13 protein-coding genes and 2 pseudogenes are annotated in these 14,841 nt (G+C 38.1%); 6 read left to right on the top strand and 9 right to left on the bottom strand.

Going from position 1 to position 14,841, the window contains the following annotated elements; genetic code table 11:
• Positions 1-825, top strand: a pseudogene (locus VB797_RS18105) (phospholipid carrier-dependent glycosyltransferase); the annotation flags it as partial.
• 676 nt (positions 826-1,501) lie between these two features.
• On the opposite strand, the gene hisC reads toward VB797_RS18105, so the two are convergent.
• On the bottom strand, positions 1,502-2,578 hold the full coding sequence (gene hisC / locus VB797_RS18100) for a histidinol-phosphate transaminase (protein WP_323239117.1): 1,077 nt from the start codon (positions 2,576-2,578) through the stop codon (positions 1,502-1,504).
• Between the two features lie 284 nt (positions 2,579-2,862).
• On the opposite strand from hisC, the gene VB797_RS18095 reads away from it, so the two are divergent.
• The 3 genes from VB797_RS18095 to VB797_RS18085 all read left to right on the top strand — a co-directional run bounded on the left by VB797_RS18095 (position 2,863) and on the right by VB797_RS18085 (position 4,565).
• Complete coding sequence (locus VB797_RS18095; RefSeq protein WP_323239115.1) at positions 2,863-3,684, top strand: class I SAM-dependent methyltransferase; 822 nt, start codon at positions 2,863-2,865, stop codon at positions 3,682-3,684.
• Between the two features lie 204 nt (positions 3,685-3,888).
• Positions 3,889-4,206, top strand: a complete 318-nt coding sequence (locus tag VB797_RS18090) for a hypothetical protein (protein WP_323239114.1) — start codon at positions 3,889-3,891, stop codon at positions 4,204-4,206.
• Complete coding sequence (locus VB797_RS18085; protein WP_323239112.1) at positions 4,203-4,565, top strand: aspartyl protease; 363 nt, start codon at positions 4,203-4,205, stop codon at positions 4,563-4,565. The genes VB797_RS18090 and VB797_RS18085 overlap by 4 nt, the downstream gene beginning before the upstream one ends.
• Before the next feature lie 7 nt (positions 4,566-4,572).
• On the opposite strand, the gene VB797_RS18080 is transcribed toward VB797_RS18085, so the two are convergent.
• From VB797_RS18080 to VB797_RS18045, 8 genes and pseudogenes are all read right to left on the bottom strand, one after another.
• Positions 4,573-6,111, bottom strand: coding sequence for a DUF1802 family protein (locus tag VB797_RS18080; RefSeq protein WP_323239111.1), 1,539 nt, complete (start codon positions 6,109-6,111; stop codon positions 4,573-4,575).
• Positions 6,112-6,113: 2 nt separating this feature from the next.
• The gene (locus VB797_RS18075) at positions 6,114-7,982 is read right to left on the bottom strand and encodes a hypothetical protein (protein WP_323239110.1); all 1,869 of its coding nucleotides are present in this window, start codon (positions 7,980-7,982) and stop codon (positions 6,114-6,116) included.
• Between the two features lie 40 nt (positions 7,983-8,022).
• Positions 8,023-8,685, bottom strand: coding sequence for a hypothetical protein (locus tag VB797_RS18070; RefSeq protein ID WP_323239109.1), 663 nt, complete (start codon positions 8,683-8,685; stop codon positions 8,023-8,025).
• A gap of 527 nt (positions 8,686-9,212) precedes the next feature.
• Positions 9,213-10,145, bottom strand: a complete 933-nt coding sequence (locus VB797_RS18065; RefSeq protein ID WP_323239108.1) for a hypothetical protein — start codon at positions 10,143-10,145, stop codon at positions 9,213-9,215.
• A 267-nt stretch (positions 10,146-10,412) separates the two neighbouring features.
• Positions 10,413-10,628 (bottom strand): NAD(P)H-quinone oxidoreductase subunit O, encoded by a 216-nt coding sequence (locus VB797_RS18060; RefSeq protein ID WP_323239107.1) that lies wholly within the window; start codon positions 10,626-10,628, stop codon positions 10,413-10,415.
• 244 nt (positions 10,629-10,872) lie between these two features.
• The gene (locus tag VB797_RS18055; protein ID WP_323239106.1) at positions 10,873-11,760 is read right to left on the bottom strand and encodes a DNA-formamidopyrimidine glycosylase; all 888 of its coding nucleotides are present in this window, start codon (positions 11,758-11,760) and stop codon (positions 10,873-10,875) included.
• Between the two features lie 168 nt (positions 11,761-11,928).
• Positions 11,929-12,138: pseudogene (locus VB797_RS18050) on the bottom strand (photosystem I reaction center subunit IV); the annotation flags it as partial.
• 300 nt (positions 12,139-12,438) lie between these two features.
• Positions 12,439-13,020 carry a PAP/fibrillin family protein gene (locus VB797_RS18045; protein WP_323239124.1) on the bottom strand — a complete coding sequence of 194 codons (582 nt, stop codon included), beginning with the start codon at positions 13,018-13,020 and terminating at the stop codon, positions 12,439-12,441.
• A 245-nt stretch (positions 13,021-13,265) separates the two neighbouring features.
• On the opposite strand from VB797_RS18045, the gene VB797_RS18040 reads away from it, so the two are divergent.
• Both VB797_RS18040 and mraY read left to right on the top strand, forming a co-directional pair.
• Positions 13,266-13,517, top strand: a complete 252-nt coding sequence (locus tag VB797_RS18040) for a DUF3134 domain-containing protein (protein WP_323239105.1) — start codon at positions 13,266-13,268, stop codon at positions 13,515-13,517.
• Positions 13,518-13,594: 77 nt separating this feature from the next.
• A complete protein-coding gene (gene mraY, locus VB797_RS18035) occupies positions 13,595-14,698 on the top strand; it encodes a phospho-N-acetylmuramoyl-pentapeptide-transferase (RefSeq protein WP_323239104.1) in 1,104 nt (367 codons plus the stop codon).
• Positions 14,699-14,841 lie beyond the last annotated feature (143 nt).

Genomic DNA, 14,841 nt, shown 5'->3' with positions numbered 1-14,841 from the left:
AAAAATAGCGAGCAAGATGCTCGCACTACAAAAAAAGATGAATTGAGATATTTTAGCTGTTTTTCAATATTAATAGTTTTCCCGCTGATTTTATTTATAGAACTGAGTATTTTTTCAACAAGATTATCTCACTATAGCCTTTGTTTATATCCCTTTATTGCTTTACTGGGTGCGGTAGGATTGAATTGGTTGGGGAAGATTTGGCATAAAGAAATAGAACAATTAGAACAATTAAAAAAGCAAAATATACCTTTATTCTCTGCACTGCGTTTATCATCATCTCGTATTTTGCAAACGATAAACTATACCTTTGGTGCATTGGGTATGCTGCTTTTATTGGGAAGTATCGTAGTTTTTATAGTTAGCGATCGCGATGGTGAAATCCGCAATTATGCCACGATTGGTTTAGTATTAGGCTTGAGTTGGTTAAGTTTACCTTTAGTTTGGATTGCTCGTTATCGATTTGGTAAATTGATTGCAGCACGTTATTGGATAGCGACTTGGTTGCTTTCCGCTTGGTTGAGTATAGCGGTAACTGGTAGTCTTGGTTTTTTAAGCAACTATAACCCTGACTTCCAAGCATTTTTACAGCAACCTCAAGTGGCTCAAATTTTGCAAAACTATCCGATCAATTTCGTTGATGTTGGCGGAAAAACGGGAGTATTGATCAATTTCTACACCCCAAAGCGTGGGAAACGAGTAAATGTTTCTCAACTTCCCGCTTCCAGCTACGCTTGGATACGCGAAAAACAAGCTGCAACGATGTCGCAACCCCATCGCGTTATTGGTGAAGTGCAGAATTATCAGTTGATTAAGTTGGAATAGGGAATGGGGAATTGGTAAAACAAATGCCCGCAGTCCGCCCGCAGTCCGCCCGCAGTTCGCCCGCAGTTCGCCCGCAGTTCGCCCGCAGTTCCGCCCGCAGTCCGCCCGCAGTTCACCCGCAGTTCACCCGCAGTTCGCCCGCAGTTCGCCCGCAGTTCACCCGCAGTTCGCCCGCAGTTCGCCCGCAGTTCACCCGCAGTCCGCCCGCAGTTCACCCGCAGTCCGCCCGCAGTTCGCCCGCAGTTCACCCGCAGTTCGCCCGCAGTTCACCCGCAGTCCGCCCGCAGGCTAGAAGCCTGGGGCTACCCAAACGAAGCCTGCCTTCGCAGGCTCAAAGATTTCCAGCCTGCGAAGGCAGGCTTTGTAAATGTAGCGATACCCTTATAGGGTATTGCTACTTATTCAAACCTTTCTCTAAAAGTTCGTAGGTTAGCTTCACGGCGCAGGAAGAATAATGATACTTAACAAGAAATTATGTTAGCGCTGTAACCCAATAAATTCTTTCCAGGGTATTTTTAAATATCTCAATTGTTCACAAAAAAATAATGTTGGGTTACGACATAATAATTATAAATTAGCCTAACAAACTAAATTTTATTTTCGTGTCTAACCCAACTTACAAGCTGCGTTAATAGATATAGCGGTTTTCAATTGAATGAGTCACAAAATTAAAACCTCACCCCTTCCCCTCTCCTTGGTAAGGAGAGGGGTATAACCCAATCAAAGCCTCAACTAACACTTGATTCTCTTCATCCGTACCAACAGTAATTCGTAACTTATCTTCCAACCCTTCCTGCTGAAAATATCGAATCAAAATACCCTGCTCTTTCAACCTTAAATACAAATACTCAGCATTACCTTGAGGTGGTTGTACTAATAAAAAATTCGTCTGAGAATCCCAAACCTTAAAACCGATTTTTCTTAAATCTTCCGATAGCTTTACCCGCGATATTTTAATCTTTTCTGCACAGCTATTTTTATAATCTTGGTCGCGCATTGCAGCAGCACCGATCGCACAAGCTATAGCATCAATGTTGTAACTATCTTTAACTTTATACAAACCCTGCAATAACTTAGGATTAGCAATTCCAAAACCCAATCTTATCCCCGCAAGCGAATATCCCTTCGATAAAGTACGAATAGAAATCACATTATCAAATTTAACTACAGATAGCGCATCACTGGAAGCAAAATCAACATAAGCTTCATCAATTACTAATACACCAGATAATCTTGTTGCTAATTCTCGTAAATCTTCTACTGGTACAATATGTCCTGAAGGGCTGTTGGGGGTAGCGATAAATGTTACCGCACCATCAACTTTTACTAATTCATCTATAGGTAATTTATAATCTTCTGGATAATCAATTTCTACCTTTTGCGCTGGCTGCATTTCTACCAAGGTACGGTAAAGTATGTAGGTAGGCATGGGATAAACCACTTTACTTTGCGAATTAGTACAAGCACGAATCACTAAATTAAGCACTTCATCGCTACCATTACCAACAATTATCCAGTCAGTAGGAACATTTAAAACTTCACTAATAGCATTACGAAAATCGGTAGCAGAAGCATCCGGATATCGTCGTAACCATTCCCAATCAAAGTTTTGCAAAACATCTTTTACTTTGGGTGAAGGAGGATAAGGGTTTTCATTACTGTTGAGTTTAATGATTTTACTATCCGATTTTGGCTGTTCCCCAGGAATATAGCCAGTCATTGCATCAACTTCAGCACGGAAGAAGCTAGTCATTGTTTAATTGGTAAATTTTGTATACCTGACATCTATTAATAATGCCCTAAATTGATGCATAATTTCATTGTAAATAGGACTTACGAATTGACAGAAAATGCAAAATATGGGTGCCTGGAAAGCCATATCCATCGTAGGGGTTTAGCAGTGCTAAGCCCCTACATATGACTATATACCCATGAATTATCAAAAGCTGAAATGACCTATTTTTGTCAACGCATACCATCATCAATTTGTACAGTACGTAAGTCTTAGTAAATAGAAAATTTACCTGAAAATAAATTATGCATGAATATAGTTCTCAATGGGTGGCAAACTACTTTGATGATTACAGCGAAAAAGAATGGGAACGTTTAGTTAAAACACCAACAGAAGAAGTAAAGCTGTTTATTCACACTCATTACTTAAAAGAATATATCCGTAGTGGTGATTATGTTTTAGAAATTGGCGCTGGTGCGGGGAGATTTACTCAAATTTTGGTAGAATTGGGTGCAAGAGTTATTGTTGCCGATATTTCCGAAAAACAGTTAAATTTGAATAAAAAATATGCCGAAGAATTAGGATTTATTAAAGGTATAGAAGATTGGTTTCAATTAGATATATGTGACATGAAACAGCTAGAAAACCATCAATTTGATAGTGTAGTTTGTTATGGTGGTCCTTTAAGTTATGTTTTTGATAGAAGAGATATAGCTTTACAAGAAATATTACGAGTTCTTAAATGTAAAGGAAAAGCTTTACTTAGCGTTATGAGTTTATGGGGTAGTATTCATGAATTTCTACCCAGTACTTTAAAAGTTACATCAGAAGATAATGCTAATATTATTAAAACAGGTGATTTATGTCCAGAAAATTTTCATGGAGCAAATCATCATTGTCATTTATTTCGCGCTCAAGAATTAGTGAAATTTTTAGAAATCAATCAGACACAGATACTCACAATATCAGCTTCAAACTGTTTATCTGCGGCTTGGGGAGAAAGACTTTTAGAGATAAGACAAGATACTACAAAATGGCAAGACTTATTATTAATGGAATTAGAAGCAAGTCGAGAACAAGGTTGTTCGGATATGGGAACTCATATAATTGCGATTGTCGAGAAATAGTAGGTGATTACAATTATTTATAATACGTATTTCGACTATGTTCAAGGCTCAAAATGTTAACAATGAATAGAGTTGAGCTAAGTGGAAACCCGGCAATTTAACGGTTTAATTATCCCTTGCTACTTAGTAGACTTTACCAGTTTTTTTATTCTACTATTCTAAGATAGTATTCAAACAGCATTAAGAAAACCGCAATTTTTTAGTATGACTGAATCACAGCCAAAACATACGGTACGCCGAGGTAGAATATTTCCAGAAATAACCATACCACCAGAAGAACTATCTCGACGCAAAGCCCAAAGAGAAACATTCTACCATCGCTGTCGGGCAATTTTCGAGCGATTACGTCCTGAACTGATTGATAAACACTATGGTTGGTATATAGCTATAGAACCTAATAGCGGCGATTATTTTATAGATGAAGATATAGAAAATGCTCATAAAAAAGCGCTTAACAAGTACTCAAGCGCTACCCACTGCGTTTTTTGCCTAAATGAAAATGGAACTACAGGCACAATATGATTCAAGGGGTTTTTGGTGATAAAGGGCAGCTATTTTTTGAAATAGAATTGATTGTTGCTGATGAATTTAATTTGCCTGTGGATGTGATGTTAGATACGGGCTTCACAGGCTTTTTAGCAATTAATAAACAAGATATAGATGCTTTTGAATGGGCTTATATTGGTGATGAACTATTGCTCACAGCTAAAGGAGAAACAATGTTTACCAAATATTTAGGTAAGGTATTATTAGATGAACGGGATTATGAAATTCCTGTATTCGCTGGTGATCAAATTACAGAAGTTTTATTAGGTTCAGAATGGTTAAAAATTCTATCCTTGGTAGTCAATTATCAAGAAAGCATATTAACTCTAGGGTAATTATTAACTAAATTATTAACTCGCGAAGAAAGTAAAATTTATCGCTGTTCCAATCTGTACCTTTAATTCTTCCCAAATAACCCGTTAAAGGTGAAGAAAGTTCAATGAGAATTTCGTGCATCTCCTTGGTTTGGAGTGGTTGTGGTGGATTAGAACCAAAGTACGCACCGTGTAATGCATCAACTCCTGTAGAATCCATCTGGGAGTTTTGTAGATAATTTTTAACTAAGTTGACTAAGTGCGATCGCAATTTAATCTCTTCTTCAACCTGCGCTATATATTTTTCAACTTCCGCATCAGATTGACCAGCTTTTAAGAAGTCTTGGAGCTTGAATAAATCTATTGAGTTACAATATTTACTTTGTAGTTTAACTAATTTTTCTAATGTTTCTGGATTAATAATAGCCATACCATGTACTTTTGCAGCGTCTTTAAGTTGTGTTGTTGGTTCACCAGGACCGATAATTAATTTAGTTGCTTGCTTAAGCAATTCTTGGCTTTTCAAACGGAGCGTTCCCAAGTTTAATAGTTGTACTGCTGTTTCATTAGGAATTTTTTTACCTGATTTACATTCTGCAACTAATGGGTAAGGATGCGAACAGAAGACATCTACACCACCAGCACCACCTTTGTGAAAATAGTCAATAGTAAATCCTAAAAACTCTAAACTCTGACGAACTATATTTTCAAAATCTGTCCCCGCTTGATAATTACTTTTACCCTCATCTTCCTGACTGCGGTTTCCTAATACTGTAATTTCGTTTGTCCAAGCTAAATCTGAATCGATATATACTGTTTGTTGATTGCTCCAACCTAAAAATAGATGAATATCTTTTTCTAATTGTTTTGCTGTTGAATTATTAACAGTTAGAGGTGATAAAACATCTAATAGCTTTTCTAATTCTGGATGTTGCGGTGGTTCGAGTTTTTCTAACTGACGCTTGCGAGCAGCGAAGGTGCGATCGGGTAATATTGGGTTAGTATCGGAAACAGTTAAAGGCTTAGGTAATCCGATAAATTTTCCTAGCTTATTTGCTTCTACTTTCAGCGATACTTCATAAGGCTGAGATAATTTATAAACACGTAAATAACTCAAAAAAATGTGCTGCTGTTTATGCAGTATTTTTTCAAGCCCTTCTTGCGTCCATATCGTCAGCCGAGATAATTTTTCTAAAAATTGGTTTTCATCAATAATTTGGCTTAGTTCGCATTTAGCCCAAGCTTGAATTAAAACTTTTGATTCTGTAGATAAAAGAAGTTGTAACTGTTCGTCTTCTGGGATTAAGCTTAATTGCTTGGGTTGAATGAAAATCTCTTGAGAATTACATTGTTTACTGATACTTTGAGCAACAGGCAAAAAGTTTGAACAATAATATTTATCTATAGAAAGTGGAATAGATGATGAATCGACTGGGTAAAGTGCAAATTTCTGTCCGACACGAATAAACATCCTGGGGATAGCAACAATAATTCGTCCTTGAATTAAAGCTGTAATATCAGGAGCGGGTAAACACAATGCTGTTGAAACTGGAAGCAGCGAATTCATATTTAATCAACTATAGATAGATTTAGGTCGATATTATCAGTGCTGCTATCAACGCTTTGAGGAATACTGATTGGTAAATCATCATCAGTTAAATCGCTTGGTTCTTGTCCGGATGGTTCGCTGAGTATTTCTCTCACTAAGGGATTATTAATTGCTATTTGCTCTTGCTTGATAAAATTAACAATTTGTTCTTCAGTTAGTTCGTAACTTTCACAGCTATACACAAACCAAATAGCCAAAAGAGGTTTAATATCTTGGCTTTGCAGCTTCACCCATTCCCCACCTTGATGATGCAAAAGTTGTTTTAAACATTTGTTGGGTATAGATGCTTCAGCACTAATCTTTTTGGAACGAACTAAACAACCACGAGTAATATCAAATTTTTCATAATCAATTAGTCTTTTTAATGCAGCCCCTACATACTTTCCACCGGATTGCTGAATGACATCAACACCAATTTTAACTTTGCGATCGTTACCAACAATTTTGAAATCAATATATCCTTTGTCTACTGCATTAGCTTGAATTTCTTCAATTGCCTCTATAGCTATTCCTTCTAACTTTTCACCAACTAAACTAGAGAATGCAAGTCTAAGTGCATTGGAAATTGCTTCATCATCTTCCATTAGTACATCAATAGAAGCTTCAACATTTGTTAATTCATTTTTAAAGTATTCTTGTACTTCATTCGGTTCGATTGGTGAATTTCCAAAGTTTTCTGCACACCACTTCAAAAGTGACCTTACAGTTGGCTTACTCTTACCAAATTCTCTCAGCTTATTTTCATTAAAAGGATAAACGGGGTGTGGTGGAGTAACTTGATTTTCTTGATAAAATACTTGCAGCCACTGACTTACAATCGCCACAGTATCATCAGCATTGAGATTATTTAGCTTCAAGGGCTGTCTATCGAGCTGCTCGCTGACTAATCTATCAATGACTGCTTCGGCTTGTGGTAAAGTTTTGATTTGCTCGTTCCAAGTTCTAGGATACATTGCCAAAAGGAAAACACCACGTTTCTGGTTGTTGTATAAGTCTTTTACTAAACTTGCAACTAAATGCGCCGAGAGCAAACCATATTCATTAACTTCTATATTATCTAGTTCATCAAAGCAAATTACTGGGACTTTATAATAGCTGATAATATCTAAAATCTGACGAACTGTCTTTAATCCTTCTGCTTCTTTATCATCTTTCTCAAAATTTGGTAATCCCATTGCCTCAGCTTGATTCTGAGTTAAATCTAATCCAGCCAGCCAATAATTTGCATAGGTACTATGTGCGGAAGATAGCGTCCATAAAATTGCTTTGACTAAGTAAGGATTAGTAATTTCAGGCTTATTTTGAAGAATAATTTCAGTTAACTTATCAATAAATTTATTTGAGTACTTGTTCAACCATTTTGGGTAAATACCCTCTATATATTGTTGTGGGGTGTAGTTCCATCCTCTAACTTCATTAATAAAAGCCGCTGCGATTTCTTGCCACTGCATCACATTTTGACTACCATGCGCTCTCAGGCTAGAAGCAACAGTTTGCAGAAATTCATATTTAATCTGATTCAAATTATCATACTTACCCATGTAGATAAAGAAAGCACTATTTTCTGTCTGCAAACGATGTCGAATTCTGCTAATAATATGGCTTTTTCCTGCTCCTTTTTCAGCCATAATCGTAATCCCCACAGTTTCGCGCTCTCCTTTGCTAACTTTATCTACTGCATCAAAAACAGCATTGGAAGCATGAGCATTAATTGAAATTACGTCAGGAAAACTTTTTCCCCATATTTGTGATGAACGGACGACAATGTGTCCTGCAAAAGGATTTTTATTTCTAATTAGCTCGTCAATTGAAGATGTGTCATTAGTCATGTTTTTTACATTAATCAGGTGAGGAGAAAAAAATTTAACTTTACAATTTGGAAGCGTAGCAACGCAATCCATCTAATTCGGTAGTGATAGAATCTTCTATCTTGTCAGAAGCGCTATCTTCTACACTCCCACCTTCCAGTTGAAAAATATCCTCAGCTTGCATTTCTAGCAGCCATTCACTGAACTGTTTACGAGAAACGCGATCGCCAATTGTTCTTCTAATCCTGTAAATCGGCACTAAGTTATTTAAGTTATAGTCTCGGTTCAAATTCTCGTAAACCTCAAGTATAATTTCTTCAAACTCTTTATAAGATGCAATTTCTTCGTTTGAAGATTTCCCATTTGTTGCTGCTTTATTCTGCGATACAGGTGCAGAATTCACGTTACCGTCAACTTCTCGAATCCATCTCAACAGCGCATTTGCAGCCCAAGTACCAACAATTGTCCCTTCAAATGTAAAATCAGAACTTTTCAAACCTTCACCGAGAAGTTCTACACCTTTCGGAGATACTAAAGAAAAACCTTTCTTGGAAGTTGCGATCGCCTCTTCTTGCTCCAACTGCTCGAAAATTTCCTTGTATTCTGCGACTTTCTTACCTTTAGACACAATTCGCTTAGTAAGATCGCCTCTTTTTACTTCCTGCTTCGTTCCTCCTAATGCCCACAAAGCCAGTAGAACGCGAGTTTTATTTGAGTCAGTCATTATTATGCCTAATTTTATTATACGTGTTATATATTACACTGAGGCTGGATATTTAAACTGCTTTTTTAAAGTAAAATACTTAAGTATATCTAATATATTAAATATTCAATCACAAATAAATATACTGATTATTCAATAAATAAAACAGAAATCTGATACATTATAGCTACAACAATCCAGGGCGAAAATGCACCCAAATCCGCCCAAGGCAAATATTGCTTCCACAATTTCTATGCAGTCTTTAAAGATTGCATTCAATTGTGTAATCTGCATTTATTTATCGTTCTTAATAGCGCAATAGATCGCAATCAAACCATCCGACATAGAGGTTTAGATGCACTCTATACATATAAACAATAGTTAAAAAGCCGAGTCATCATATCTATCAAAAACAAACTACGATACTTATCTAACCCTGGTTATTTCATTGCTTCGTCTCGTCGCTTTTCTCGAAACGTACAGTATTTTCCTTCAGTTCATTCCTAACTTATGACATTGGTATGGAACACCCTGACAACATTTAATAGTTAAGCTGCAATTTCGGATCGATCTACCGTAGAAATTGTTCCACTGTTGATTTCTCGTATCCATTTGAGCAACCCACCAACGAATTTACTTGCAACTTTACTTCCAACTTGCTTTCCATAGAATTGAAAGTCAAGGGTTTTAAGTTGTTCATCGAGCATTTGCAAACCCTTGTCGGTTAGTTGAACGGTTTCAACTTTATTTTTGCGCTTGCTGTTAATAGCACCAGCTTTTTCTAATTTTCTGAGAACGGAAGTGTAATCTCCTGCTTTCTCATTTTTGCGTTGTACGCTACCAGTTACTTCTGTTGTTTTAACGTCAGATTTTGTTCCTCCTAAATCCCACAAAGCTAAAAGCAAGCGAGTTTCATCTTGAGTTTTCTTGGTTGCAACTTTAGTTTTGCTAGTAACTTTTTTAGTGGTAGTTTGCGCTTTTGCAACTGGAGCAGTAGCTTTAGTTTTACTTACTGCTTTCTTGCTAGTAGTTTCAGGTGTCTGTGCTTTTACCTTCTTAAGAGTACTAGCAGGTTTTGTTTTACTAACAATATTAGTAGTAGATTTAGTTTTTTCAACCTTGGTAGTAGAAGGTTTAGTTTTCTCTACTTCGTTAGTAGCAGCAGCAGGTTTTTCTGTTTTCTTAGTAGAAGGTTTAGCTTTCTGTGCTTTGGTGCTAACAATCTTTGTTGTAGCTTTAGCTTTTCCTGCGGTGGTATTAACAGATTTAGTTTTTCCACCAGCTTTTTTAGTTGTATTTTTCACTTCAGTTTCCGGAACATCATTTGAAACGGAGGCTTCTTCTACAGCTAAATCAGGCTTTGGTTTTTCTGTGTTACTTTTTACTTTTGCTTTCGTAGTGCTACTTTGAGCTTTAGCTTTGGAAGTAGAACTTTTAGACTGAGTTTTCTTACTCTGCAAACGACTTCTTCTTAGTACCATTGAGGATTAAATTAAAAGTTAATAATTTTACTTCACTATCTACAATAATCTAGCCCTAAGTGTTTTCGGGGTATGATAAACAACATCAGGGCATTTTATATTGATTTCTTTAAACAGTATTTTTCTCTACAAAAAAAGCGACACTTAATAACTAAGTGTCGCTTTTTTGTATATATTGAAAACCTCAGAGGGTATATCTAAAAGCCTCTATAGCAACCAAAGCAACCAACATAACTTCGCAGTCGGTTCCTTTTCGTAAGCTAAAAGTTATTTAAACTCTTCAAGCTGATCCATGTGCAACCAAATATTTGGTGTGGGAACTTTTCCGAACTTTACCAAAGCATAATCACCTTTAACATCCAAAATTTCCCCTTCGCTTTCAAACAGATAGGAAGGAAAACGAGAATCACTCGCTTGCGCTTCCAAGCTATTTTCCAGCTTTTCACGGACAGCACGAACCATCGCTCCTTTTTTCACAGCCATAAATTTTCCTCTTTAATAAATCCGATTATTTTCACTCAGAATTCTAACTCGTAATAAATAGTTAGGAGTTAGGAGTTAGGAGTTAGGAGTTGAAGAAATAGCTCAATATTATATTTTCCCCTTATCCCCCCATCTCCCCATCCCCTCCTTCGGGTTCACCACTTCTCTCAACGGTCGTGTTCCTCCGCACGAGAGTGGATTCACCATCTCCCCATTTCCCCATCTCCCCATCTCCCCATCTCCTCTAATTCTGACACTGCGGGCAAAAATGACTGGATCTTCCCGCTAATTTAATTCGTTCGATAGGATGGCTGCAAACTCGACAAGGTTGTCCGGTACGGTTATAAACCCAAGCTACATGAGCGTAGTTACCATTTACGCCTTTTACGTTGAGGAAATTACTGAAGGTAGTACCCCCAGCTTCGATACTAGTTTGTAAAACTTTAATAATACTGGAGTGGAGACGCTCTATTTGTTCTACTTGCAAATTTATACACAGTGTTTCCGGTCGTATTCCACTCAGAAACAACGCTTCATCTGCATAAATATTACCTATCCCTGCCACCACAGATTGATCTAATAATGCAGTCTTGATAGCGCGACGGCGATTTTTAAGCTTGTTTGCAAGATACTCTACAGTGAATTCTGTGGAAAAAGGATCTGCTGCAAGTTTTGCTAACCCAGTAATAATGCTTTGAGTTTCTACCTGCGGAGGAACCCACCACATTTGACCAAAGGTACGCTGATCCACGAAGCGCAATTCCCATTCCTCTCCAAAGAACAACCTCACTCGCGTATGCTTGTGTAAAGGTTCATCTCGATCCAGCCACAACAATTGACCAGTCATTCGTAAATGAACACCGAGGGAAGAGGAGGAAGAATTTTTCACCTTGTCCCCTTGTCCCCTTGTCTCCTTGTCCTCCAACGCGGAAGTGAGTTCTGCAATGAGATACTTACCGCGACGATGCCAAGAGATTATCTCCCTTTCTTTAATGCCATTGAGAAACTCCTCAGCAGAAAACGGGTAGGCAATAGTGCGATCGAGCAACACATCACCTCCCGTAATTTTGTGTTTGGGGGTTAATTGATTTAAACCCCGTCGTACTGTTTCAACTTCTGGTAGTTCTGGCACAACCTAACGTGATTCGGTTCCTTGGTTTGGAGTACCTTCTTTCTGAACGTCAGCTTCAGCAGCTTCTGCTTGAGCGCTTGGCTTAGCAGAAGGTTTGGTTCCTTGTCCGGTTGCACGGAGACTTGGATCTATAGGTGTTTGCTTGCCACCGGAAGCTGTAGGAGTAGATTTTTTATCCTTAGCTGAGGGTTTTCCAATTTCAACTAACTCTTCTTCTGCAAAGTTGTTGGTATTGATGCCAGCATAATTAACTTTATCAAAACGGACAATTACTGGATATATAATGCCGCTTTTATCAACAGTAGCCACGGTTCCTACATCCTGATACCAGTAGGATTCGGGGCGGAGAACGCGCACTTTAGAACCACGTTGAACCATAATCAAATATCCCTCTTTAATTATAAGACTGCTTTTTGTGCAGGGCTGATTGATTTCACTGTACAACTTGAAGGTCTCCGCAAGAGGATTTGTTAAGTTATTTATCAAATGGAGCATTGGGAATTGGGCATGGGGAGATAATTCCTCACTCCGAACACGGATTAAATGGATGACACTGATTAATAGCTCCGGTGGTACTAACTTTTTTAATCCAAAATCCCCGAATGCGGTGTCTCACCCTCTTGACAAAGTACCTTTAATGAATTATGTTCTTCCTCGCAAACAGTTATGAATTATATTTCAAGATTTAGTTAATACAAAAACACTTCCCTTGTTTCCTCTGCCGATACGTAAATCGTTATCTAGGTAAGTAATGTCTAACCATCCTTGTTGTTCGTTACTTGTAATCGGAAAATCAATTGCTAGAAATTTCTTTCCTGATTCAATTGCTTCGATAAAACTTCCTGGATATTTGTAGTCGAGCAAACGCTGTAAACCGATTATTGAACGTTCAAATTTTACTTGAACTCGACTCGGAGAAACTGGTTCAAATTTTGCAACGACGCTAACTAAGCCTTCAAGAAATGGTAAACCATTTATTTCGGCAATGTTATAAACGCTCTTTGTTTTTACGCGAATACACTGATAGATTTTATTTAGATTGGCTAAGGGTATGCGGTTAATATTTAATAACTCCGAACTGGAGGTGTATAGTAATCGCCAGTTACCATCTAATAAATCGCTGGCTTCTAGCGGTCGTGGTGTAGGGTTTAGATCTTCCAAATTGGCGATCGCCGATAAAATAGCTTGTTTATCTGTATCGGTCGCGTTGATACCAAGATTTTTCCCCGCGATTACTTCTAATAAAGCAGTTTTTCTCATCTGTGCCATAACCTTATTTAGGTTTACAAATTAGAACCAGATTACTTTTATGGTATATGTATAGCCCCATACAAAATAATACGAAATCGAAGGAATATATGGTTATCACTTGAAGCAATCTTAAAGAAGAAGTTTTTTAGCCGGGATTCTCAACCAAAGAGTTGAATGAATAACTAAAATCTTCCATATCAAGTGATAGACTCTAAATGTCAAGTTAGTTCTTTACTCTTTTTATTATCGTCTGTATGTTAAATTCTCCTTTATATGAAGTTCCCCGTAGCCGGAGAGCATCTGTAATTCCATTAAAACAAGAACCTTCCTTACTGGACTGGTTGCAGGCAAATGGACGTTTAATATCCCGCGACCCCGTAGAACCGCAGGTGAAAGAGCAAGAACAAGATATCAATTCCTTGATGGGTATCGAGGAAGGTGCTACGGATTATGAGTTCGATGATGATGATGATGATGATGACGATGCAAGTCCTGATGATGACTAGCTCGTTGAGGATGAATAGCGCAAATTAGTGCTGAGTGTGTGTGATTTTTAACTAGTGTGGAGTGAAGGGAAATTTCCGTGGACGCTAAATTATCTCCAAACCAAGGTTTGAACCTTAGTGGTATACGTTTGGTTTCTTTATTAGGTATCGGACTGGGTGCAGTAGCCCTAGTTTTAGATGGAGTAGCATCTCGCTCTCCCTGGCAAGGAACCTCTTTAACCTTACCATTTTTATTATCTGCTTTGATTGCTGCTGGGTTAGGTTTCTGGGCTGTTCCTTGGTTACAAGCGCTTAAGGCTGGGCAAGTTATTCGCGAGGATGGACCCCAAGCCCATTTGAAGAAAGCCGGTACTCCTACAATGGGAGGAATATTCTTTGTTCCCGTTGCGATCGCAGTTGCCTGTGTATTATCTGGTTTTGCAACCAAAACTCTTGCAGTGTCAGCTTTGACTTTAAGCTTTGGGTTTGTGGGCTGGATTGACGATTGGCAAATTCTTCGTCGTAAATCGAATAAAGGTATTTCACCTAAAATGAAGCTGGCTTTACAAGTCGGTTTCGCTGTGGCTTTTTGTGCTTGGTTATTCGTTAGTCAGCCTTTTACAATTACGAGTATCGCTTTTCCTTTGGGCTTTTCATTGCCTTTAGGGTGGTTATTATTTTTGCCTTTATCTTGTTTCGTAATGGTGGCAGAAAGTAATGCCACAAACTTAACTGATGGTGTTGATGGTTTAGCGGCTGGTACTGCTGCGATCGCGCTGTTAGCATTGGGTGCGATTATTTCACCTACTTCACCTGAATTGATGATTTTCTGTGCTTCTTTTAGCGGTGCTTGTCTAGGATTTCTAGCACACAACCGCAACCCAGCACGGGTGTTCATGGGAGATACAGGTTCCCTAGCATTAGGTGGAGGAATGGCCGCAGTTGCACTGTTGTCTAATACTTTAGTCGCGCTGTTTGTGATTAGCGGTATATTCTTTGTAGAAACGCTTTCAGTAATGGCACAGGTCGGTTACTACAAAGCGACAAAAGGACCCGATGGTAAAGGTAAACGTTTATTCAAAATGGCACCTTTACACCACCACTTAGAACTGTGTGGTTGGTCTGAACTCCAAGTAGTTAGCGTATTTTATGTTATCGCTGCAATACTCGCTTCCCTAACTTTCGCAATTACTCAAATGTAAGCCTTTTTGAAAACAATTAAATAAATTCGATTTAAACAATCCTTACTCAAAGTAGGGGTTGTTTTTCAATAAGGAGATGGGGAGATGGGGGGATGGGGAGATGGGGGGATGGGGAGGATGGGGAGATGGGGAGATGGGGGGAT

The organism is Rivularia sp. UHCC 0363 (assembly GCF_034931125.1).
Taxonomy (GTDB): Bacteria; Cyanobacteriota; Cyanobacteriia; order Cyanobacteriales; family Nostocaceae; genus Rivularia.
Note: the sequence above shows the minus strand (reverse complement) of the source record. Positions and strands in the feature narration are given on the sequence as shown.